We start from the raw sequence: 25,123 nt of genomic DNA, 5'->3' as shown, positions 1-25,123 counted from the left end.
GACAAAATATTTTGTCTATAATTAGTTTAAATTTTCTGCATAGTTATTTGTTAAACGAAAAATTTAACAGGTATTTAAAATTCGTGAAATTCTAGATAAAGTAATGATTTATTTAGAAAAATATTTTTGTGACGGGAGGGACTAGCAACTTTATTTAAATGTCAGCAAAAATACAGAATTCAACAATGCATCACAATTTCTGCAAATTTAAAGCATCCTCTGAAATTGAGGATGCTTTTTTTAAAATATTAAACTCTTTACTCCAAACCTAATTGACTTAAAATACTATCTAAAGTAGCTCCTTTATATGTCGTTTTTGGTTTCGGTGCATTTTCTACACTTGGATTTTGTAATCCAAAGTTTTTAATAATGTAGGCCATATCCTTTTGATCTACTACTTTATCAAAATTAAAGTCTGCAGTTGCTTTATTTGTACCCCAAAACGTTTGTACAGCTAATGCATCTAAAATATCAATGACATTATCTTTATTTACATCACCTGCAGCAGCTGTTGATAAATTGTAGTTTATTCTCTTTCCTACCATTTCGCCACGGACTTCGTCATATAAAGTAAATTGTTTATTCATTGTAAAGTGACCTGGAATATCTACTTTTAATGTATAAGGTTTTTCGTCAACTTTCAGTGTATTTGCAATATACTGACCATCCTTATTTAATGTAGGCTCCACAACTGTTTTACCGTCATACGAAGTAACGGTTACTTTAGCTCCTATTTTACTTTTATCAAGTGCATAGTTTTCACTACCAGTTACTGGATTTAAGAATCCCTCAGCTTTGATTGCACCATCTAATCTAGAATATGTTGGTTTAAACGTAAAGCTTTCCATGAAAGCATATACTCCATTTGTTGTGACATTCGATTGATCAATTGTAGATGCACTCATTGTAAACCAATCATAAGGCACAGCTTTCGTATAGATATTGGCAGTTTTTACATCAAAGTTAAAGAGTTGTAAATCTTCCGGTAATGTTTTATTACCTAAATAATTGAACGTTATTGTATATAAGGTTTTTGATCCAGAAGGGGTAGTAGTATATGAAACGTTTGCATCACCATACTGTTTCACCGCATCATTTACAACTACATTATCAATTGAACCTTCACCGTTAATTACAGGAATCGTAATTTTAGTTGTTTTTAAGTTTTTCACATTATTTGAACGAACAGTGAAATTTACTGTGTCTCCATTTGTAATACTCTGTTTATTTGCCTTTAAATAATAGTAAGGTAATGACTTGTCAACAAAAGCAACTCTGTACCTATTTGAAGCATTTAAATTAAAGTTTCTTGCTGCATCAAAACCATAAAATGATACTTCTAAAGGTTTATCTTGTTTCTTCACAAGGATCTTATCATGGTAATCGCCATTTATATCAGTATGAATTGGATTTGCAGGACGCGGACCGTTGTAAAACGAAACAACTGAATTACTTGACTGATCTACTGGGATACCTAAGCGATTCGCTTCATCCGTTTCTGGATCATATAAATGAATGTTAAAATCATATAAAAATTGTCCATTTGCATCAAACTGACTATCGTCATATTCAATTACTTTTTGATCTAATGAATCAAAGCTAGTCGTCATTTTTGGAGCTCCAGCTTCAAAAATGAAGTCTGATGCAGCAGAGAATGTTTTCCCTTTTTCGTCACTTCCTACAAGTCTTAATTTATAATGTCCGGTTTTTGCAATTACTGGTTCATTACTAACCGGATTTTTTTGGTCACCAGTAAATGGATAGTAGTAAGAATTAAAGCCATTGAAATTAGTGTAAACTTGGTCTTCATTTAAAGTAATTGGTTGATAGGAACCAACTAGCCCAAGGTCTTCACCAGTTTTTGCATCTTGTAAGATAACATCTAACGTTTTCATATGTGTTTTTAATGAAAACTCGAACGCTAGGTTGGGATTTGCATTTGCTGGCCAAATCGTATCAACACCAAATAATGGATTATCTATTTTAAATGATTTAATTCCTTCTTCTACAACTCGTCCTCCAAATGGGATCTGGTATTGCTCTGTTGGATCAGCAGTATTCGTAAACGTTACATAACCTTCATATGTTCCTTTTTCAGCCGTTTTAGGAAAATTCAAGTCGAACTTAACTGATTTTTGACTAATTCCATTTAACTTAACGGATGTAGGACCAGACAATGTTACTCCATTTGCTGCAGCATCTTTAGATCCCCTTAATCCAGTTTGAAATTTTACATTTACGTTAAATGTTTTTGTTTTTTCACTACGATTCTTCAAAATAACGCTACGAGAGTCTGTAATATCTTGATTTTCAAACCCAATTGAGCCAAAGCTCATTCCACCTGTTATTTCTTTGATCGATTTTTGCTTCCCATTAATAATTGTTGGTGTTTGATCAATTACTTCTAATTCGACATTTGAGTGGATTGCTTCATATGCATCAACTCGTCCACTACCTATTTCAAATACACTATAATCTTTTGATAATGGATCAGCAGTATTCATCAAAATAGATTTTACATCTTCTGGTTGTAAGTCCTTATTAGATTGTAATAATAAAGCTGAAACACCTGCTACATAAGGTGATGCCATTGAAGTACCAGATAAGCGCTCATAAGCATATTTATAATCTTCTGGTTTTGATCCATCCGCTACTTTATTATTTACAAAGAATGGAACTGTTGAAAGAATCGATACACCAGGTGCAGTTACTTCAGGCTTAATATCATAATTTACACGAGATGGTCCTCTTGAACTAAAAGTAGCTAACTCATCACCATTTGTTTTTAACTTTGTATAGTCACCAAAAGTGAAATCAGATTTACCTGATTTTAATGCGGCTGAGATTGCTAAACCATCTGCATTCGAAACGGAAAATGCTGGAATTGCATCTACAGATTCTCCAAGGAATGATTGGATTGGGCCTTCCGCTTTATTTGTTTCATCATTATACATTAATACAGCAATAGCACCTTTTGCTTTTGCGTTCTTAATCTTATCCATTAATCCAATTGAGCCACGCTTAATGAATGCAATTTTCCCGTTAACATCTTTCCCATTAAAGTCGGATGTATTACCTAGTCCAACATCAACAAGTTGATAGCTTTTCCCTTTTAATGTTGTTAAATCGTCTGCATAATTCCTTGCTAACTGTCTTAAAGAATAATTCGCTCCATTTTGTACGCCAGCATATTGGAAAATATCTAAAGCAATTGATGATGCTCCTACTGTTATAGGTAAAGCTGCAGCGGCTGGCGATCCTACTGTATACATTTTATCGCCTGTATTCCCTGCTGCAACAACAGTTGTTATACCGCTTAATACTGCATTATTAACAGCTACCGATGTCGCATAAAGTGGGTCATTTAATGTATTCCCTAATGACATGTTGATAACATCCATACCATCTTTTACTGCTCGATCTATTCCAGCAATAATTGCTTCAGCTGTACCACTACCACCCGGACCAAGAACTCGGTAAGAATAAAGATCCGCCTCAGGAGCAGCGCCTACCGTTTTGTATTCGCTATCCGATATACCTCGTCCACCAATAATTCCTGCTACATGGGTACCATGTTCTGTATAGTAGTCTGCTCCATTTGCAGTACCAGGTTTTCCTGCTTTTACCCAATCAGCATAGGTGGTTTCCATTGGATCATTATCATTATCAACAAAGTCATATCCACCTTTATATGCATCTTTCAAGTCTGGATGATGATAGTCAATCCCTGTATCTAATATCCCTACTTTAATTCCTTTTCCGGTATACCCTTCCTTATGTAAGCGATCTAATGCGTCATAAGGAGTATAATTGGAAACATTTGCTTCATCTGCTTTTAATTGTTCAGACTTTGATTCAGCTGGTGGATCAATCGTAAATTTCTCATTACTCCATACCGATTTTACTGCATCTGACTTTAACAAGTTTTTAATTTGGTTTGCTGGTAAACTCATTGACACACCGTTAAATGCATTTTTGTATGAATGATTTATCTTGTAATCTACTTTTTTATTATTATCATTAACTAATACTTTCCCAACGTCTTGGCTAAATGTTTCGTGGTCTTTATCCACTAAGTCCTCTGCTTCAGATTTTGAAAGTTCTTTCCCCGCTACACTTGCTTCAATTTGTGCAACTTTAGCTGGTTTGTTTGAAAATTCAACAATGACAGATGTTTGATTTGTTGATGTTAAATCAATTTGGGAAGAAATATTAAGTACCGTTTGTTCATTTGTAGAAAGTTGGTTGATTGCTGCTCTTTGAGCTGGTATTAAATTAGCAAGCATATTATCAGCATTCGTGATACTACTTGCTTTTGTAACATTTGATACATGACCAAATGCCCCAATCATTACACTTGAAGTTAATGCAAAAACTGCAACACTTTTAGAAATTTTACTTTTCCGTGCTTTTCTCATACCTTTCTCTTACCCCCATTTTTTTAGTTTTATACCCTGAAAACATATTTCTAGTAATCTATCAGAAATAGTTCCTTATTTAGACAATTTATTTGCCTATAATAATTTTAAATTTTCTGCTTATTCAAGCATAATAGGGATTATTTAATTGGTATTTAAATTTCACGAAATTCCATGTGGGACATGAATCGTAAAAAAAAAATTATTGAATTGATAAGTTTATGAAGAGAATTTTGTTTTGCAGAATAATAATTTTTAATAAAAATTACCAATTCAAATTTTGTGAAATTCAACAAATATTCTGCCTTCTCATGTATAATAAAAAATTAAATGCTGTATGGAATTCCCAAACTACCCGGAGGATCAAGATGTACTTAGAAAAAATTAACTATCTTATAGAGGTTGCGAAAGAAAAATCAATCATAAAAACTGCAGAGAAACTTCATACTTCTCCTTCTGTAATCAGTCAGTTCATTACTCAAATGGAAAAAGAATGGGGATTAAAGATTTTTACACGGACTAAAACTGGGACAATTCCGACTGAGGAAGGACAGGTTGTTATTAGAAAAGCAGCTGAAATTTTATCTAAATACGAAGAAATGAAAGAAGAGATAAATATTCAAGCTAACTTATCGAAAACTATATTAAAAATAGCTTACGTACCGAGCGTGACGAATATAATATTTGATTCAATATTAGAACTTAAAAGAGAATCTCCCGAAATTGATGTCTATATGTATGAAATGGGTCCGATGGAAGTATTGGCCAATATTAAGTCAGGTAAATCTGATTTAGGATTACTTCCGATCAATGAATTTCAGCTAAAGAGTGAAGTAGATATTAATTATAAAAAAATTTATGAAGGTAACCTATGTATATGTGTCGGTAAGGATTCTCTGTTAAGAAGTTATGAATCACTTACCCCGGAAAATTTAATTAATGAGAAATTTGCTTTATATGACGGTACGCACGTAAAGCGAATATTTGACTTATTTTTTGATGAGGTTAACATTCTCTTTTCTGCTACTAACACAGAAATAATAAAAAAAGCTGTGATCGAAGGTTTGGCAATCACATTAACATATGATAAGACTTTAGATTCAGATATAAATGTATTGACCGGTAAGATGTTCACAATTCCAATTGAATTACCTAATTTTAATCCAAATCCTATATGGTATATTCAGGCTAACAATAAACCCGTTTCAAGTATCACAAAGAGATTTCTTCAATTACTAAAAAAAGAAATAGAATAAACTAAAACAACCCCCTCATAAAAAGTTGGGGGCTGTTTTTTTTTTCTAAAATGTTGTTTTATAAACTGTGCAATGCTTGATTACTAGTATTCAAAGCTTTATCAATTAACTAAAAATCTGGGAACATCCCTCTCCATATTTTAAGTTTACGTATTGTGAAAATGTCGGTACTGAGTTTATTAATCTATTTTTTGGACAGAAGGCATTTTATAACTTCCGTTTAACACATTAAAACTAGGTTGATAAAATCTCATAATTAATTTAAAGTCACCTTCTGGAGCTGGTAACCAATTGGCTTCTTTTCCTTTCGGTGAATCGTGTTGGATATAAATGTCTAGTGACCCATCAGGATTGTATTTTATTTCATTAGAAAAATTACCAATTTTATAGCGGTTAATTGGATTTTTTACTAGAAAAAAGTCTGTACCATACATAGTTAGCGACCAAAATGCTTGTACATCTGGTAATCTACCTTTATCAAAATGAAGTACGTACTTATTTTTTCCATTTAATTGAGTATTTGTGCTATCAACTAAAGTACTGGAATAAAGCGCTTCTTCAGGTATATTTGCAACTGTACCATTATATGCAATAACCGATCTTAATAAATAGTTATGACCGTACACACCACCATCAAAACTAAAACGCCAATCTTTTGTATACGCACGCTGTTGAGTTTTATATTTAATGATGTCCATGCTATCTTTAATCGCTCTGTCCACTCCATTTAATGTATCTTGACTAATGTTTTTTAATGAATCTTTTACAGTTGAATCAATACCAATTTCTTTAAATTGATCTAATAAAGTATTCTCTTCTTGAGATGGCATGTTCTTAAGAATATTTTCATTCATTAATCTTAGGAATTCTTTTGCTGACAACGCTTCCACTTTTGAACTCGTTAATAAATCATTCCTACGTTCTTTAAATATTGGATCCTTCCCGTTTAATTTCGTAATTGTAAACTTTTTCTCTAAGTTAACTGCTTCTGCTAAGTCATCATCATTCTTTACGAATATTCGTCCTAAAGCCCAAACGTGATCAGTAGGTGCTTGAATCTTTGTAACCCCTTCTGGCAATGCACCTTTCCAATTAGGCGATACAATTGCAAAGTGACCAACTTTTGTCCCTGTCGTACGTCGACCAATATAGTTAAATGTGTTGTCCCAAGCATCAACTAGTTGAATACTATAGTAACGGTCATTTGTATCCGGTACATTTATCATAACGGGATACTTAGAAAGATTTAACCATGCATCATAATATAAAGTATCATTGTTTGGAGCCATTGCACTTTTCTCATCTGCTGTCGCTAATGTTTCGCTATATCGAAATTTATTTAATAATAACCAATCTTTTGATTGAGTAGTGGCTCTTAGTTGTTTCGTACGTTCCAACGTGAGTAAAGGATACCCATAAATAAAGGCTTGAGTTCCTAGACTATATCCAAGATTTTCCTCAGGCGACGTAATATCAGTATTCGCTTTCACTGATAATTTAGTTGAGATAACTGTGTTTTTGGTTTCTCTTTTAATTGAATCATTTGTTTTTGCAGATGCAAAAGACATAACAGACCCGAATGAAAGAAATAAAGCAAGAACCGTTGATGCATGAATCAATTTGCGTTTTGACATACAAAAATCCTCCTTGATTTACTTTTGAACAAGCGTTCATATTTTTATTTTAAATTTTCTGATAATTAATTTGTATTGTTTAATTTTTAACTAGTGTTCTGATTTTATGAAATCTATTGCTATAATCGGTTAATATAAAAAAAACACGCCATCTTTAAGTAGATAGCGTTTTAGACTAATTTTCAAATTTAGGAGTTTTGATTGCTTGCTCATTGTAAAATAATCATCACGATTTAAAATCATAATTTACTTCTTAATAGCTAGTGAATGATCTGGGTAATTGTTGGGTTCTATAATGGCACCATAATCGCTCGACCTTCCTCCCCAGCTAGAGTAAATCACTTACAAAAGTTGTTTCAATTCGAAAAAGCGACTTTTCCAACCAATTTAATTATTTCGCAATGCTAGAATCTCGAAATTTCTCTACCCTTGACGAATGTAACGACTTTTTAGTCGAACGTTTTGACTCAAAAGTAAAATTTCTAGAAAGTGAGTGCCTTAAGCAACCTGAAACGGAAGCGATTGTTTAAAACAATCAATACCATTAGGTAGTCCTTTTTTTGTTCAATTGTTTTTCATCACATAAATTCTAAAAGAGTCACTCGGCTTTCGAGTGACTCTTTTCATTTAGTTTTTATACGTCAGAATCGGCGAAAGATTACTATTAACAGTCGTACTCCCTACTGTTCGATACGCCATTACTTTATAGTAATACGTCGTTTTTGTTTTCAACGATTTGTTCGTGAAACTAACCGTAATCCCACTTGTGATCTTCCCGACAACACTGTAGGTTCCAGTTGCACTCGTTGAGCGGTACACTTTGTAGCCACTTGCCCCGTCAACTTTTTTCCAGGACAGTGTCATTGAAGACGAACTCACTTTCTTCGAAGTCAATCCAGATGGTGTAGCTGGAATCGCTTTTCCACTCGCCACACGGCTATAAGATTTGTACACTTTTGCATTATTTACAACATTGTAAGGTCGTACTTTATAGTAATACGTTGAACCAGTTGTGACACCTGTGTTGATCGCACTCATTGTTGAACCACTTGTAACCGTTGCTACTTTCGTGTAACTTCCTGTACTTGATGTAGAACGGTATACTTCATAGCCACTTGCTAATGGCATTTGGTTCCAACTCACTTTGATACTATTGTAAGAACTCGATCCTGCTTTGATTGTTGCATTCACAACAGTCGTTGTTTTCGTTGTACTTTTATTCCCTATACCATCGATTGCGTATACTCCAATAACGGTACCTGCTTTTTGTACAGGAATCGTCATGCTGTACTTTCCATCTTTTGCGGTTGTTTCAGCTAGTTTTGTACTTCCAACTACAGCAATTACTTTTGTACCCGATACAGCTGAACCTTTTACAGTATTGTCGAGATCGTATAACGCATCAATGCTTGGCGTTTTATCATTAAACGTTGCTTTAATGCGGTAAGAACCTGATGTGATCCCGCTGAAATCATTAGGTTGAATTGCTACATAATACGTCCCTTTTTGTAAGTTATATTCCAGGTTTAAGTTCTCTCCAGAATAGTCTGTGTACTCTGAATCAATCCGATTTTTGTTTTGATCAAGCAGCTCTACCCAGTACGAACCGATGGTTTTATCTAAAGATAATAATACGATACCGTCCTTATTACTCGTTAGCTGATACATATCTCGGTCATCTATCGAATAAGCAGTCGAAGAATAGCTCACATTTGATGTAATCGGCAGACTTGTTTCGACCGTGTCATTCGGTTCGAAACTTGTTGCATTACGTGTGAAAGACGACGCGTAAGTCGTTTTTAATCGGTAAGTACCAGCCGTTAGTCCGCTCAAATCACTTGGTTCAACTGTGACATAATATTTCCCTTTTGGGACGTTTAATTGAATCACCCCTGAATCACCAGAACCATCTGTGTATTCATCATCTAACTCTTCTTTATTCACATCGCTAAGTGTTATACGATAACTTCCTTTTGTTTGATCCAGCGCAAGATAGACTTCACCGTCTTTTGTACTAATGAATTGGTACACGTCTTTATCTAGCTCTGTTTCAGCAGTTGACGAGACAAACTCCCCATTTGGAACAGTCATGCTCGTTTCGGGAGTGTCATTACTTTCAAAACTTTTTGCATTTCTAGTGAAACTTGCCGCGTATGTCGCTTTTAAACGATAACTTGGCGCAGAAACATTTGTATATCCTTCTTCTTCAACTTGAATCGTGTAGGTTCCAATTGGTACTTCCACCGAAATATAGGCATCATCACCTGATCCGCCTGTCCAGTTTCTTTCCAATTCATTCTCATTTTCATCGAGTAACGATACCTTATAGGATCCTACTGTTTTGTCTAAAACAATGTACACTTCTCCGTCTTTTGTTGTTGAGAACTCAAAACGTTGTGTTGCTCCTTTTGCAATTTGGTTTGTGATCGGCACGCCATTTTCAATTGTATTTTCCTCCGCAAAGGTCACCCCGCGAAACGAAAACATCAACATCAAAATAACCACAAACGCACTCACAACTTTCTTCAAAACCAACCACTCCTTCTCCTCTATGTGTAATTTGGATAAAATTTCCTTATCCGTAGCATTCTCATTTTACACTACGAAAGTTTTGTATGGTGTAAAATTCTCATTTTTCCGTTTTTTTTCTATATATAATGTTTGGTTTCGAGAGTCTCGGGAACCCTTGGAGTCATGGTGAAATTTAATGATTTTAGTTTAAATTACCTATACATCCCACTCGCGAATTCTTGTGGGGGTTTCTTTCCTTTTCGAATTAATCCCCACTCTTCTCTAACCTATTAATGGAAGTTGGAAGTTTATTTAGTACTCCCATGGTAGTTGCATAAAGGATAGTTTATAAAAAAGTAAAAAAAGTTGTTTCTTCCTCAATCAATTATACTTTTTCGATGAAAATCAATTAAATCTGGATCAATTTCCTTTAATAAATCTTCAAAACTTGATCATCCATTTTTTAAAACAAATTCATCTTCTAGTTCGTAATGGATACCATCCAAACTTGAACAATTTGAACATCTCCATCACCTACCTCAATTTCATGAAATGACTCTGTAAAATAAACCGGCTTCTAATTTTAGTTCTAAAGTATATTTGACCATAAAAAAACTGCACCTCCCAATGTTAGTGGTGTCTAACAATTGGGGTGCAGTTCAAATATGTAATGTCCTTTTATTTATCTATCATTTTTAAAATTAGATCTAGACAATTTTTTTCTTGCCCTGTTCTTTCATATTAAGCATTTCTAGTTGCTCGAATATGATCTAAAATAGACTGTTCAACAGTCTCATTGAAATTGTTTATTCTTGAATTCAAGAAGAATGCATCTACCCAGCTCCACAATAAGGAGCATGCTGTAAAACATAGAAAAATATAAAATAATATATTAATTGTACCTGTATATAATAAAAAAATAATTGCAATTAAAGGTAAAATCATGGAAATAAACATTGCACCACCATATTTATAGTCTTCAGTATAAAAACGATGTGCTCCAAAAAAATGAAGACCAGCCCATAAACCCCAGGCAGCATCTTTACTTTTCATTTTTTTCAACATTTCTGTTTCTAAAAAACCAAGTTCTTCTAAAGTAAGATCTTTTTTATTAAGATTACTTTTGAAATGACTCATGAAAATTATTCCTTTGTAGAAGCGATTTCTGAATTTTTCTTAGCGTTTTTAATTAAACGAATTTCTGAAATGATTTCATTTTCAATTTTTTCATTTGTGTTCTTGATCATACCATTGATTAAGAATAAATCAATTAATGACCAAATTCCTAATCCACCTAATGTTAATAACATAGCAACAGCAGAACCTGTTTTACCTAAATAAAAACGGTGCCCTCCTAAACTAGCTAAAAATAACCATAATAACCAAGTTGTTCCAGATGATTTCTTCTTCTTAGTCATTTCTGAACTTAAAAGCTGTAAATCCTCAGATGATAGATCTTGTTTTTGTAAGATAGACATAAAAATCCCCCTTTAACCAAATTTTAATACAATTGTAAATTATACACTAAAAATGTAACATTTTGTCTTGTTTTAAAAAAATAAATAAATATTTTTCATTAAACCCATTTTTATGTCAAAAAAGAGAAGGCCATTTATTAAATATAAATATAGTCTACAAATTTACCAAAAAGATAAAGCCTGTATCTATGATTACCGAGTAATTATAGATACAGGCTCTTATTTTTCTAATTCAACTAGTCGAGTAGAATGGAGTCTTTTTACCTTCTACTTACTAAATCCTCTAGATTTTCTTCGAGATTGCCACTGTATTGCTCTTTCGTTGTGCCATTTATCCCAGTTGCTTTCTTATTTGGTAATTCAATGTGGCATTGAACTAATGATTGCTTATCTAGTAAATGTGTAAGCGATGTAAATTGCATTTTAGGATCAGATTTTGCTAATTCTGCTATCCTTAGTAGTTTTGTTTCCATTTGTTATATCTACCTCTGTGTGTAGTAAATGTATCCCTATTAAGGATGATAAAATAAAGTTTTTCTGCCCCAAAAAGCTGTTTCCTTATAAATCGGATACTGTTATAAAACAAAAAACCTCTTGATATACAAGAGGTTTGAGTATGATACCAACTGGACTTGAACCAGCGACCTCTACCCTGTCAATTACAGAGTACGAGTCTTATCCAGTAATTATGAATATTTTAGTTCAATTAAGTCCAGTAAATCAATGGGTGATGAAATTTTATTCATTGTAATTCGTTTATTTCTATTGAATCTAATATGTCCGTGCAATTTCTGTGCAATTGAAAAGTAATTGTTTATTTTGAGGTAGGGTGCATATTGTAATTAGTTATTGATTACTCAACTAAAAAAGACGATTGGAAAACAATACATGCAGATACCAATTCTTCTAAAAATTATTGAAGAAAGTCAAATTGAAAAAATTTTTTAATAACTTCATCGGTTACATCTGTAATTTGTTTATATTCATAGTTTGGTGGAGTTCATCGAAAAATCTCCTTTCCTTAGTGTCATAAGACAGGCAGTAATGTTGTCCATAAACTTGAGATTTTCCAAATACAAAATGGAATTCCGAAAAATAATATTACCAAATACTCAAATCTTCGAAAGAACACAAGAAGATATATACATGTTCCAAAAACAAGGCAAGGAATAAAAAATCAGTGATATGAGTTGGGAAAATGTCTGTGATTAGCTTATATTAATCAGCTATGGAGACGACCAATACATTTTGGAATTAATTTGAAGGGAAAACAGTTTTATTTTGTTATGACGGAAAGAACTTGCATAGGAAGTATGTGCAATCCACTTAGTAATAGGTGATTTTTTGTATTTAAAAGGGCTTCCCAAAAGTCAGTTCTCTTAACTTAAGGGGTAGCCCAATTTTTATTTATGCAGCTTTATTTGTGGTTCTTCTATACTATCACTCTGATTTAACTTACTGTTTTTATAACCGTAAGTAGCGTAAATTACTAAACCTATTACTAACCAAACTACAAATCCCTTCCAAGTAAATGCTGAAAGTTGGAACATTAAATATCCACAGAATAAAATTGCTAATACTGGAACAACAGGAACCCAAGGAGTTTTAAATCCACGTTTTAAGTTGGGATGAGTTTTTCTTAAGACTAAAATGCCAAGTGATACAGCTGAGAAGGCAAATAATGTACCAATATTTGTTAATTCAGCTAGTTTATTTAATGGAATTAAACCAGCAAATGCAGCAACTAATCCACCAGTTACCCATGTACTTACAACCGGTACTTGAGTTTTACCATTAACTTTTGATAATTTTTTCGGAAGTAAACCATCTCTACTGATTGAGTAGAATAAACGTGTTTGTCCAAACATCATTACGATTAAAACTGTAGTAATACCAATTATTGCACCTAGTGAAATGAAACCAGCTGCCCAATCTTGGTGGATAAATGATAAAGCAAAAGCAACAGGATCTTTAACACCAAGTTGATCAAACGGCACGATACCCGTAAGAATTAAGGAAACAACGATATATAAGATTGTACAAATTGTTAATGCAGAAATAATACCGATTGGTAAGTTACGTTGAGGATTTTTTACTTCCTCAGCAGCAGTAGCTACTGCATCAAAACCAAAGTAAGCAAAAACAACAACTGCAGCTCCAGCTGTTACACCAGAGAATCCCATTGGCATAAACGGTGTCCAGTTTCCTGGCTCAACATACCAAACACCTATAGCGATGAAAAGAATTACTACTGCTAATTTAACAATTACCATTACAGTGTTTAGTTTTGCAGATTCTTTTACACCTCTAGTAAGAACGAATGTAACTAATAATACGATAAGAACTGCTGGTAAATCTATAAAAGTTCCTTTAGAAGGATCAAATGCACTTGTTAATGCTGTTGGGAAATGAATTCCAAAACCTGATAATAAACTTTGGAAGTAACCAGACCATCCACTAGCTACAGCTGATGAAGCCAGTCCATATTCAAGTACCATATCCCAACCTAAAATCCATGCCACAATTTCACCGAATGCGACATAACTATACGTATATGCGCTGCCTGCCTCAGGAATCATTGATGCAAATTCAGAGTAACATAATGCAGCAAATGTACAGGCTAAACCTGCAATTATAAATGAAAGTATAAGTGCTGGACCAGCATAATCTGCTGCTGCTACACCAGTTAGAACGAAAATCCCGGTACCAATAATTGCACCTATTCCTAGCATTGTTAGGTCAAATGCACCTAAAACTTTATTAAGTGAACTGTTAGATAATCCACTCGATACTGATTTTTTTCGAAATAAATTCATAAAAACCTCCTCTAAATTCTTGTGCTACTTTTCCAATTTTAATTATTTAGTACTTTCATAGTTGTTTGCGAAAAAAGAAAATTCAGACAACTAAAACCATAAAAATTTAATTGTTTGAATTGAACGCGATTTTTATCTTATCATACGATTTGTAACTACACAAAGCATTTTTCAACAAAGAAAAATATTCAGAAAATGTGTAGAAAGACTATATTCATATCCTTTTCTAATATTGAATAAACAAAGACAGCATTAGCTTAATATCCGTACCCTTGTTACAACCTGACTACAATACTTTTACACTACCTGCAATTTGAAGAAACAAATTTATTGGCTAATCCACCAACTGCTTTGATTCTAAATAGAGCGATTGAATGAATTTTTTCATGTTGATTCGGCTTTGATTATTGCTTTTTTCACTTTTACCTTCAAGCTCTAACATTTTCTTTCGGACTTCCGAGAAATCGAAAAATGTGGATGAATACGCTTCGAATTTTGGATTCGTGTAATCTGTTAATCCTAATGAGGCAATATGGATGAGCACATGGTAAATAGCTCTGCGAACCCGTTGTTCGGAGGCTTTCGATTCTTTTTGTATTTCCGCCTCGGTAGCCTGTTCTCCAAGCGTTTTTTTTGCATATCCATAAAATATGTCTTTTAGAGACGGTAAGATGTAGAAGGATCCAAACTTTTGTTTTTGGTCCTGCAGGAATTCTAAAATATTCATCAAGTCTTCACTACCGCTTTCTCCGATAATCCCTAAATCCGAAATCAATGAACGGCCGGCTTCGATTATGTTTTTTGTATGAGACGAGCCGAATGGTGGCGACTGATGACCTTTTAATAAAGTTAACGATTCTTGTATGCCTCGAATTGATTTTTCCAGAATCACCCGTTCGTTAACCTTTTTTAACACTCCTGATATTTCAATGCGGTTTAACGGCTTAGTGATGTAGTATTCTGCTCCTAAACTATATACTTCCCCTATGAGCTCCTTTGCCTCTACTTGCGAAATCATCACGAATTTCCCCTTGAATTCAGAAGAAAGAACACGAATTGTTTCAATTCCATCCCTCTTTGGCATCAGTAAATCAATAAGTACTACGTCTACTTTTTTGAGCGCAAGCAAGTCATTATCTACCAATGATCCGTCTTCTGCTTCACCCATCACTTTGCCTAAATCCTCATCCTCAATCATGTCTATCAGCATCGCTCTAATAGCTGGATCATCGTCTATTATAAAATAATTCATTTGATTTATCCTTTCTGTATCATCGCATTAATTGGAAGCTCGATGACAAATACTGTTTCATTATGACTTTCTTTTAGCTTAATATGTCCGCCAAGCTTGTCCACGGTTAGTTTCACATATGAAAGTCCAATTCCTGTAGAAGGATTGCCGGAAGCATCATACTTAGATGTAAACCCCTCTTTAAAAATGACTTCTTTAAACTTCGGTGCAATACCTGGTCCATTATCACTAACATGAAATTCTACAATCCAGTCTCTTCGAATGACATACAACGATACATGTCCCTCTTGCTCAATAGCTTCCACCGCATTTGCGATCAAGTTATTGATCAAAGATAATACCCTATAGACATGATATGGCGGATGTTCCCCTTCGAGGTGCATAGAAAACGAAATGTGTTTATTCAATAACTCTGCATACCGTCTATTGGAAACAAGAATAATGTTACTCAATAACTCAATTCCCATGTAGTCCTCTTGCTTTTCAGTAGAAATCAACTGTGATAGTCCAGCATAAATTCGCTGATTATCTTTTTTTACTTCATGCACGAGACTTGCAATTTGCAGTGCGGTTTGGGAAAAATGGACATGAGAAACTTCCGATTTCAACCTACGATAAAAATCATAACTTATGCGGGTGATTTCTTCCGCATTTTGCATTGTTTTCTTAAGCTGTACCGATTCCTCATACAAATTCGAAATGAACAACAGCATTTGCTCGTTTTGTCTACGCTGCTCTTCCACTGCCAATTTTGATTCTCTCAGTTTAAAAATGTTAAAAAAGCCAAGTACGAAAAAACTTCGAATAAACGCGATAAAGATAATCTGTTCGATTGAGTGAAATGCAATCATTTTATCAGCTATAGAGTATCGAATCACCATTTCAACTAAACTTGCACCAATTTCTATGACCATTCCTAGTAACCCTATCATAAATGGCTTGTTATGCTGCTCATTCATCTTAGTAAAATGAAAGATGAAAGCGAACACCACGTAATAAAAGAGTACCGGAAAATGACTGTAAAATGCCTCATCAACTGGTATACCACTGATTAGGACCGCCAAAAAAAAACGAAATACAAACACACTTGTCCCAGTCAAAATTCCTGCAATATTCGGGTGAATGACCCTTCCCAATAACAAAAATAAGAAAAATGCCGGAGTCCCCAGGCTGACACGGAAAGCATCATTGAACGGATAGAATTTAAACTCTCCAGCGAGCGGAACGGTTATCATCAAAAATACAACTGCTAAAATTCGTTCCTTCAGTTCGACACCTCCAAACATTAAACATTTTACTCAAACCTTTGGAAAATTGAAATAGTTGTGAGAAAATTATTTATTTTTTATTTTTTATTTGTAGGTTTTTGTATGATTCGGTATGATTTCGAGTGGAATCGCTTACATTTATATTCTTAATAACCTTGAAGGGGTGTATGGGATGAAAAAACTAAAACTCGGGTTAGCTTGGCAGATTGTAATTGGTCTCATTTTAGGTATCGCAGTTGGAGCTGCCTTTTATGGAAATCCAAATATTGAAGGATACCTTAGACCGATTGGAGATATTTTTATTCGTTTAATCAAAATGATTGTTATTCCTATTGTTGTCTCAAGCTTAATTGTCGGTGTTGCCGGCGTTGGGAATATGAAAAAGCTTGGTAAACTCGGTGGTAAAACGATTCTATATTTTGAAATCATCACAACTATTGCCATTCTTGTTGGATTGCTAGCGGCAAATATCTTTCATCCCGGTAGCGGCGTTGATATGTCATCATTACAGAAAACAGATATCGGAAGCTATATACAAACAACCGAAATGACGAAAAGCCACGGTTTTGCTGAAACTTTCGTCAATATCGTTCCACCAAATATCATTTCAGCAATGACAGAAGGAAACATGTTAGCCATTATTTTCTTCTCTGTTTTATTCGGACTAGGTTTGGCAGCGATCGGTGAAAAAGGAAAACCGGTCATAAAGTTTTTCGAGGGAACAGCTGAAGCAATGTTCTATGTGACAAATCTAATCATGAAGTTTGCTCCATTTGGTGTATTTGCATTAATTGGTGTAACGGTATCAAAATTCGGTGTCCAATCACTGATCCCATTAAGTAAGTTAACGATTCTTGTTTATTCAACGATGATTTTCTTTGTGTTAGTTGTTTTAGGACTTGTTGCAAGATGGGCAGGCATTAACATTATTCATTTTATTAAGTTATTAAAAGATGAACTGATCCTTGCTTATTCAACGGCTAGTTCTGAGACTGTTTTACCTCGTATTATGAATAAAATGGAGAAATTTGGATGCCCTAAAGGAATCACATCGTTCGTTATCCCAACAGGATATTCTTTCAACTTAGATGGTTCTACGTTATATCAAGCATTAGCGGCCATTTTTATTGCACAAATGTATGGTATTGATTTATCGATTAGCGACCAAATCTCATTAGTACTTGTATTGATAGTAACATCTAAAGGAATTGCAGGGGTTCCGGGAGTGTCGTTTGTTGTATTGTTGGCAACGCTCGGTACAGTTGGAATTCCGGTAGAAGGATTAGCGTTTATCGCAGGTATTGACCGTCTTTTAGATATGGCGAGAACAGCAGTTAACGTCGTAGGTAACTCGCTTGCGGCAGTTGTTATTTCTAAATCAGAAGGTCAATTCGATAAACAAAAAGCGCAAGCTTATATTAAATCACTTGATTCCGGTAAGCAAACAAATGTAGCATAATCTTTCTTAACAAGATAATTGAGTAGACCTAGTTTCACTGACTACTAAATTGCAGGCATTGACTACATTTCTTATGCCTTCTCTTTTTTAAAATGAGATCAAGCTCTACTTCTTGTAATCAACTAATATATATAACTATTAATCGTTGAAATTAAAAGCCTGTATCTTCAAATACCAAGTAATTTTCGATACAGGCTCTTTTTATCTATTAAAATTGTTATGTTTAGACTGACAAAAAAGAGAAACTCGTAGGATAAAGAGTTTCCCTAAAAAATAGGTGATATTGGTAAAAAAGAAAAATGTAACTGTACTTTATTATATAAAAATTATTATGTATTGTATTAATTATTCACCTTACTTGTTGGAAGTCTTTTCCACCGTTATATAACTAAAGCAATACATTAGTTACACAAGAAAAGCCTTAGTTAACCCTGTATAGGCAATTTCATATTCTGATTTCTCGTTCCAAAACCTAATGCAATCGCGGCGCCAATACAGCAAAATAAGCAACCAGCAATCAAATACACTGATGGATCAGACTCACCGATTAAAACAGAGGCTACTCCACCAATTGCGGGGAAAAGGGCGACCATATAGCCACTTTGAGCTCCTCCAATTTTTTCTACTAGCTTCAAATAGAATAACCATGCAGCAAAAGAAGCGACCAGCGTTAAATATAGCAACGCAGATAAGTACGTAAAAGAAGTTGAAATAATAATTTCTTTCCCTTGAAACAGTATTATTGCTCCCATCAATAAACTGCCCACCGTAAATCCAATTGCATTTGCATAAATGGGATCAACCTTGCGATTTGCATTTCTTGCCGAGCAGGCGTCACCAACCGCTGTTAGGAGAGTACCTAGGAAAGCGAAAATAATTCCTTTTATGTCATGGAACCCTTGAAAATTTTCCAGTGAAGGATAAATTAGAATACACACTCCCACTACACCAAGAATACCTCCAATTAGAACTCGCGAATGTAATTTTTCTTTTAAAAAAATCCGGAGAGCAATCGGAGTTAAAATCACTTTTAAAGAAAATACCAGTGTTACGATTGCTGCAGAACTCAAAATTGTAGCGTAATAAAGACACAGATAGCTTAATGCAAAGTTACATATACCAAATGCCATTACAAAGGGGAGATCCTTTATTGTTGGTCTACCCTTTGGGCGAATGAACAAAACAAGAACTAAAAATAAAAAGGCTGTCATAACTAGTCGAAAAGTTAAGGATAATTCCAAGCTTATTGGAGTTCCTTGAATTTTTACAGCAATAAAATTAAGTCCCCATACAATCAAGCAAAACATATACATAAATTTTATCATTAATATTACCTCTTCCTACTGTTCCTCCAGTAATTGTAACAAATCAAACTAAAGTAGTTCAAAAGATTCTCGATTCATTTCTTTCAATAATTTGCTTTTTAGTACAATTAAAAAGCAACCTTCTATTGAAGTATCGCATTGCTTTAGTTGAACAAGAACTCACATTTCCGTTAATTTATTTGCCTTCGTGCCAAGCTATTAAGACATAATACAAAAAAATCTACTATTATAGAGTTGTCATTCACAGACTTAGAAAATCTAATTTTTAAATTCTAGGTTGGTAGTCTTAATCTAAGTCTGTCTAAAAAATGAAAAATCTCTAAATTAAAACCTTTTTGGTTTGGTGGTTTGACAGTTTCGTTCATATCAGTTGCATAAGAACGTTTAAGCATTAACTAATAACTGTTCCCCTCCTTTCAGGAAATTAAAAAGACCGTGCAAGACGGAATCCAAGGTCGTCTATGCAAAATGACGGATGGCTACGACGACGACATGAAGCGCCACAACCTCTTGCTACCTCTGCCCAGCTACCACCTCGAAAAATTCGATATGATCCATAGACCTGTTCATCATATAAATCCCAACACCACTCCCAAACATTTCCTAACATATCATACAGACCCCATGCATTCGCTTCCTTTTTTCCTACTTCATGTATTTTATCTCCAGAATTTTCATTATACCAGGCAATTTTATCAAGTTCACCGTATCTATAACCCGTCGTCCCTGCTTTACACGCATATTGCCACTCTGCTTCTGTAGGAAGTCTATAGCCATCTGATTCCCAATCACAATATATGTTTTCACCATCATTACTTATTGAATAACACTCTTTCAGTCCTGCTTTATGTGAAAGTAGATTACAAAAAGAAATTGCATCATTCCAAGAAATATTCACAACTGGTTTTAGATCGCTGACAAAAGTATTAAGTGATGTATTTGTTATAGTATTGTATATCCCCATAGTTACAGGATACTGGGCAAGAAGAAATGGTCTTATTTCAGTTTTCCATTTACTTTTTATTCTATCGTCTCTTAATTCTATATTTCCCCCTGGAATTTTTACCATTTGATAGTCAATATAACTCTTAATTTCATTTGACACTCTGTCTTCCTCCTAATGATCATGATTTAATAAAAATCACCTCGTTAAGAACTATAAGATTAATTCAAAAATTACGTTGGTTTTTTATAGATAAAAATCCGTTAGTAAAATAAGAAAGTCTGCAAATCAGCATATTCGTTATACAACAAGCGCATACGCAAGTTCAATATGATATTTATTATCTATGTGTTATAAAGTTAATAATGCTTACCAAGTTTGGGGCCCTAATCGTTTATTACATCATGCACCAACATAAAGGATCAGTTCCACCACAATGAGGACAACACCCTCCTGTATAAGTAATTCTAATTTGATCTGAATGAAGTACATAATAATCAGTAATAGGTTCAACACCAGGGATCACTATCCCACCTGGAATCTCCGGTAATTTGACCTCCCGCACTGTCATGTCAGACCACTTGCCGATCCAGGAACAAATACTGCACTTTAATATCTCTTCCGATAAGTTCGGAGCATTTTGGATGACAAAAATACATTCTCTACTATTTGTATTACAATTAGGACAATCGTGTACTTTCACGAATCTCCACCTCTCATCAAATTTAAAACTTTTCAAGTACCTTCTTCTTATTATTCTTTTTAACAGTCAATTAGTCCTTTTTAATAAAATAGAGGATAATCAAATGATTACCCTCTAAATGTTGTAAAACTAGTCGAGTAGAATGGAGTCTTTTTACCTTGCGGTAAATTGAACTCCCCCCCTCTCAGAACCGTGCTTGCACTATTAATGCACACGGCTCCTCCAAGTTATCATTCACAGAATGTAGCAATCTTAAAATTGCTAATTCTACTATCCTTAATAGTTTTGTTTCCATTTATTCTACCTCTGTGTGTAGTAAATGTGTCCCTATTAAGGGTGATACTTTGGTAGCAGCCTTTCCTCCATTGGCATTTCCCAACTTCATAGGTACTACGCTGCTATCCGACTCCCTACATCGGCATTTGGTTTCCTTACTTGTTATCGTTTGTACACCATACTCTTCTTCTAAATGAAAAGACCGGTAGGGTCTCCTTGTTTGAATTATATAGTTTACTCACATTCCAATGAAGAAATGCAGAAGAATTCAGCTGATCGATTCGAAGAGAAATTTGGTTTAGATTAAAGTACTCGTGAAGTTTCTGTGCAGTCTTTGTGCAATGAATATTATTCATAACAAAAAATAGAAGTAATTGAAAACAAAGAAAAAGCCCAAACCCTTAAAACATTTAGGTTTGAGCCTTTTATTCTTTATGATCCCAACTGGACTTGAACCAGGGACCCCTACACTGTCAATTACAGAGTACAAGTATTACAATTAAATTATCATGCCCGGTATTCATTGAACACCGGAGTTTAAACCTTATATTCTATTGCAATAGCTTATTACTTGTTTATTTTTTAAAGATGCTGTTCACATCTCTATTCGTATTTAGCAGGTCTTCAACTGATGGCAGACCAGAAATATAGCCTACGCCACCTGTACGATCAATACCGATTTCAGTTTCCATTGCTTTTATTAATTCAGCTTTATTGACAGCTGTAATGTTTTTACCCTCTAATTCATCACCTGGATGCTGGAAGTTACTCATAATATAGGAGAATCCATTACGATTATCGATGGCAGACAAACCTGTTGATTCTGCTCCTGCAGGATTCGATAAAATCCTTGATAATTCTTTAGTGTCAACATTATAAGCCCATACGAAGTTATTTGTATGCATGCTGCTGTCCTCACCAATGAATAATGTTCTTAGTGCTTCTGAGTAGCTTAAGTTGTCAGGATTCGCTATTTTCCCCACATTAGCTGTGTTCCCATATGCATCTGGACCAGGTAGATCCTCACCTTTAATTAATCCAAGCATATTGGTTGCCACATATTGACTGTAAATCTTTTGTCCGCTTCTGTCTTTTTGATCACCTGTCAAATTCAATTGATAGGTAACACCAGATTTAATTTTTGGCAGTTTTATATCATCGGAAGGATCACTAGCATTTTCAAGCATACCATTGCTTTGGTCAGAAATGGCAATATACACTTTGTTATCTTTTTCGTTGAAAGTAACACCTTCCATTTTATTAAATTCGGAGGTAGCACCAAGCATCGCTGCATAACGACGGGATTCTAAAAATGCTGCGGCCTTTTCCATTCCAGGCTTTACTTTTAGGTATTCTGTTTTTCCATATGTGTATTGCTTAATCGCTTTGAATCCTTCTTTAGGTCCTTCAGATATTTCGAAAATATCACTGAACTTCACGCCTCTATCAATTATTGCTTTTATTTCTTCGTCGGAAGCATGTCCTAAATTAATCCATTCCAGGTTTCCGGAACCGCCATTTTCCGTCCCGGTTTGATGGAATTTCGCGGCATAAAGTGTACCAGCAGAAAGATCCTTCTCTTTATCGGCTACATACATAAACATCGTTGTGTAGGAACCGTCATCACCAAAGAAAGCAGTGCGGTTATCAGGCATCATTTTCATTAATTCATGAGAAAAACGGCCGATACTGTAGTGTTTTGAAACGGAAGCTGCTCCATGATTATCTACCTTAATTTCTGGAATAAATCCATAGAAATAAGGATTTGCTTTTAATTTATCCCCAAAATAGAGCTGGGCAAAGCTTTCAACGGAAGTCCTTGCAGATGAGGTTGGATTTAGTTCAAAACTACGTGCATCCGGTTCATACTCTTCAGAACCTAAGTGGGTATTCCAAGGCGATAGAGAACCATTACAAGGGATCCAAAGACCGTTTACGCTAGAGAAATCAATTTTTTTTACACTTTTAGGAGTGAGTTTGCCTGAATTCTTATCCTGCTCGATAGTTGATAATGACATCGAAGCAGGAACGATTCCATAAGCAGAATTACCAGCGGCATCAAATGTTTGATATTCATAATGGGTGACCATATAAATCTTCCCACCAATAGGGTCTAACAGACTATTGGAATCGGGAGCATCAGATACAAAATATGTAGAGTTTCCTGGTACACTGTTATCAACAATCGGCTTCCCGTTCACATCAATTGGTGTACCAGCTGGAATTAACTCTCCATTGTTCATTGCGATTTTATCTTCAGATTTGAAAAGCCTGTTATATGAAAGCGGGAAATTCTTTACTTCACCATTACTATATTTTACTTCCAGAGATGCGTTCGAATAGGTTTGAACCATCTTATCAATAGTTTTTGGTGCATCCATCCCATTAAATTTTACAGAATCAATCGTTACATGTCCTTTATTTTCCATGGCCGAAACAGGCATTACAGCGGGAATCGTTAATGCTAGTGCTAATACTATCGTTGCTCTTTTTTTAGTCAAACGTCCTTTTTTCATAATTCTCCTCCTTGGATCTTTTCTAAAATTTATTTAACAAGATTAGAATAGTAGGAGTGTTTCATTTTAATTTAGTAATATTGTAAATATTTCTTTTAGTTTTTGTAAATTACGGTGAAGTGAATCTGACAATCGTCCATGTGACAAACAGAAGTTTTTTATCTTTCATAAATTAAAAGTGGACCATTAATGAAGTTTTAGAGAAAAACATTCCAACTGGAATTAAGGCATTCAATTTTAATTTATATGAGGGTTCAGAAGATACATATGATATAGAGCTAATTGGCTCTGATGAATTTGATGAAGAAGATCCAAATTGGGCGTGTACTGACTTTTTTACAACATGTGAAAATCTTTGTTTCATTAAAAGAACAAGTGAAATTCAAGATTGGGAAGAAGGAAAAAGTTACATTACATTACTAATAAACGCTACCTTGAAGAAGGAACGTATAGACATATACTTAAGAGTGTAGAGGCAATAGGCATAGGCTTTGTCGATGGAGATATTGAAATTATTTACCAAGTAAATTAAATATTCTTATGTAACTATCGCATGCTTTAGTTGAATAAGAACTTTTAAAATCTAAGTTATGTTACTGAAAGTTTTTCTTTAAATTTTTTTCGATAAAGAAAATAGGAATAAATAAAAAAATTATACTTAACCCCATATTAATAAACGTAACTACATCCACTGAAAAAGGTAAAAGATACAAAAGTAATATCACAATCGCAATATTACAGATGCCAAATCTAACGGAATAATAACCTAACAATTTTTGAGCATGATCCCAAGCTTTTTGTGATGCCATAGAACGAAAAGTGCGATAACCATAAAAATGATTGATTTTTTTGGGAGCCCTTACTTTATTTACAACTCCAATAATAACCATAAGAAAAGGAATTAATAAACTGATAAAATATGAAGATATATTATCCACTTTCTCACCCCTATTTAGTAAAATTATGAACCCCTACCGATATACAACTAAGGCACTGCGTTAATTGCATAAACTATTTAGTTATTAAAGTTATTATCCCTATTCTTTTTTCCGAGAGAATAAACTGAAGCAAAAAGAAATATCATAGCTAATCCAACTCCTATAATCATTGAATAATCTAAATAATCTTTAAGTGCCATACCCCCAGCAATAGATGCAACAAACAATAACAAAAAGAAAACTGTATAATTCTTTTTCATAATTTCCCATCACCTCTTTGGTATATTTTACCATAATTATGTGATTTTTTATTGAACTAACCTGCCATTT

18 protein-coding genes are annotated in these 25,123 nt (G+C 34.2%); 3 read left to right on the top strand and 15 right to left on the bottom strand.

Annotation, left to right across the window (positions count from 1 at the left end; translation table 11 throughout):
- Positions 1-257: 257 nt before the first annotated feature.
- Positions 258-4,418, bottom strand: coding sequence for a S8 family serine peptidase (locus tag BM319_RS23175; RefSeq protein ID WP_091024893.1), 4,161 nt, complete (start codon positions 4,416-4,418; stop codon positions 258-260).
- A 368-nt stretch (positions 4,419-4,786) separates the two neighbouring features.
- Between BM319_RS23175 and BM319_RS23170 the strand changes: the two genes are divergently transcribed.
- Positions 4,787-5,674 (top strand): LysR family transcriptional regulator, encoded by an 888-nt coding sequence (locus BM319_RS23170; protein WP_175495672.1) that lies wholly within the window; start codon positions 4,787-4,789, stop codon positions 5,672-5,674.
- Positions 5,675-5,853: 179 nt separating this feature from the next.
- On the opposite strand, the gene BM319_RS23165 is transcribed toward BM319_RS23170, so the two are convergent.
- The 5 genes from BM319_RS23165 to BM319_RS23145 all read right to left on the bottom strand — a co-directional run bounded on the left by BM319_RS23165 (position 5,854) and on the right by BM319_RS23145 (position 11,770).
- Positions 5,854-7,308: a DUF1254 domain-containing protein gene (locus BM319_RS23165; RefSeq protein WP_091024889.1), complete on the bottom strand. Its 1,455-nt coding sequence runs from the start codon at positions 7,306-7,308 to the stop codon at positions 5,854-5,856.
- Between the two features lie 627 nt (positions 7,309-7,935).
- On the bottom strand, positions 7,936-9,837 hold the full coding sequence (locus BM319_RS23160; RefSeq protein WP_139226565.1) for a fibronectin type III domain-containing protein: 1,902 nt from the start codon (positions 9,835-9,837) through the stop codon (positions 7,936-7,938).
- Positions 9,838-10,560: 723 nt separating this feature from the next.
- A complete protein-coding gene (locus tag BM319_RS23155; RefSeq protein ID WP_091024885.1) occupies positions 10,561-10,956 on the bottom strand; it encodes an NINE protein in 396 nt (131 codons plus the stop codon).
- Positions 10,957-10,961: 5 nt separating this feature from the next.
- Entirely contained in the window at positions 10,962-11,297 is a 336-nt protein-coding gene (locus tag BM319_RS23150; protein ID WP_091024883.1) for a TM2 domain-containing protein, read from the bottom strand.
- A gap of 260 nt (positions 11,298-11,557) precedes the next feature.
- Positions 11,558-11,770: a hypothetical protein gene (locus BM319_RS23145; RefSeq protein ID WP_286143892.1), complete on the bottom strand. Its 213-nt coding sequence runs from the start codon at positions 11,768-11,770 to the stop codon at positions 11,558-11,560.
- A gap of 143 nt (positions 11,771-11,913) precedes the next feature.
- On the opposite strand from BM319_RS23145, the gene BM319_RS25175 reads away from it, so the two are divergent.
- Positions 11,914-12,048 (top strand): hypothetical protein, encoded by a 135-nt coding sequence (locus BM319_RS25175; protein ID WP_286143891.1) that lies wholly within the window; start codon positions 11,914-11,916, stop codon positions 12,046-12,048.
- Positions 12,049-12,700: 652 nt separating this feature from the next.
- On the opposite strand, the gene bcaP is transcribed toward BM319_RS25175, so the two are convergent.
- From bcaP to BM319_RS23130, 3 genes are all read right to left on the bottom strand, one after another.
- Positions 12,701-14,113 (bottom strand): branched-chain amino acid transporter BcaP, encoded by a 1,413-nt coding sequence (gene bcaP / locus BM319_RS23140; protein WP_069033026.1) that lies wholly within the window; start codon positions 14,111-14,113, stop codon positions 12,701-12,703.
- Between the two features lie 334 nt (positions 14,114-14,447).
- Entirely contained in the window at positions 14,448-15,365 is a 918-nt protein-coding gene (locus BM319_RS23135; protein WP_069033025.1) for a response regulator, read from the bottom strand.
- 5 nt (positions 15,366-15,370) lie between these two features.
- Complete coding sequence (locus BM319_RS23130) at positions 15,371-16,651, bottom strand: sensor histidine kinase (protein WP_286143890.1); 1,281 nt, start codon at positions 16,649-16,651, stop codon at positions 15,371-15,373.
- Positions 16,652-16,805: 154 nt separating this feature from the next.
- On the opposite strand from BM319_RS23130, the gene gltP reads away from it, so the two are divergent.
- Positions 16,806-18,092 carry a glutamate/aspartate:proton symporter GltP gene (gltP, locus tag BM319_RS23125; RefSeq protein WP_091024881.1) on the top strand — a complete coding sequence of 429 codons (1,287 nt, stop codon included), beginning with the start codon at positions 16,806-16,808 and terminating at the stop codon, positions 18,090-18,092.
- A 425-nt stretch (positions 18,093-18,517) separates the two neighbouring features.
- Here the strand turns inward: gltP and BM319_RS23120 are convergent, their stop codons facing one another.
- The 6 genes from BM319_RS23120 to BM319_RS23095 form a co-directional block, all read right to left on the bottom strand.
- A complete protein-coding gene (locus BM319_RS23120) occupies positions 18,518-19,417 on the bottom strand; it encodes a DMT family transporter (protein ID WP_091024879.1) in 900 nt (299 codons plus the stop codon).
- A 424-nt stretch (positions 19,418-19,841) separates the two neighbouring features.
- Entirely contained in the window at positions 19,842-20,486 is a 645-nt protein-coding gene (locus BM319_RS23115) for a formylglycine-generating enzyme family protein (RefSeq protein ID WP_175403462.1), read from the bottom strand.
- 271 nt (positions 20,487-20,757) lie between these two features.
- Positions 20,758-21,063 carry a hypothetical protein gene (locus BM319_RS23110; protein WP_069033020.1) on the bottom strand — a complete coding sequence of 102 codons (306 nt, stop codon included), beginning with the start codon at positions 21,061-21,063 and terminating at the stop codon, positions 20,758-20,760.
- A gap of 851 nt (positions 21,064-21,914) precedes the next feature.
- Entirely contained in the window at positions 21,915-23,855 is a 1,941-nt protein-coding gene (locus tag BM319_RS23105) for a PhoX family protein (RefSeq protein WP_091024877.1), read from the bottom strand.
- Positions 23,856-24,448: 593 nt separating this feature from the next.
- On the bottom strand, positions 24,449-24,793 hold the full coding sequence (locus BM319_RS23100; protein WP_091023754.1) for an SdpI family protein: 345 nt from the start codon (positions 24,791-24,793) through the stop codon (positions 24,449-24,451).
- 77 nt (positions 24,794-24,870) lie between these two features.
- Positions 24,871-25,053 carry a hypothetical protein gene (locus BM319_RS23095; protein WP_069033017.1) on the bottom strand — a complete coding sequence of 61 codons (183 nt, stop codon included), beginning with the start codon at positions 25,051-25,053 and terminating at the stop codon, positions 24,871-24,873.
- Positions 25,054-25,123 lie beyond the last annotated feature (70 nt).

This window comes from Bacillus sp. UNCCL81 (assembly GCF_900112535.1).
Classification (GTDB): domain Bacteria; phylum Bacillota; class Bacilli; order Bacillales; family Bacillaceae_G; genus Gottfriedia; species Gottfriedia luciferensis_B.
Note: the sequence above shows the minus strand (reverse complement) of the source record. Positions and strands in the feature narration are given on the sequence as shown.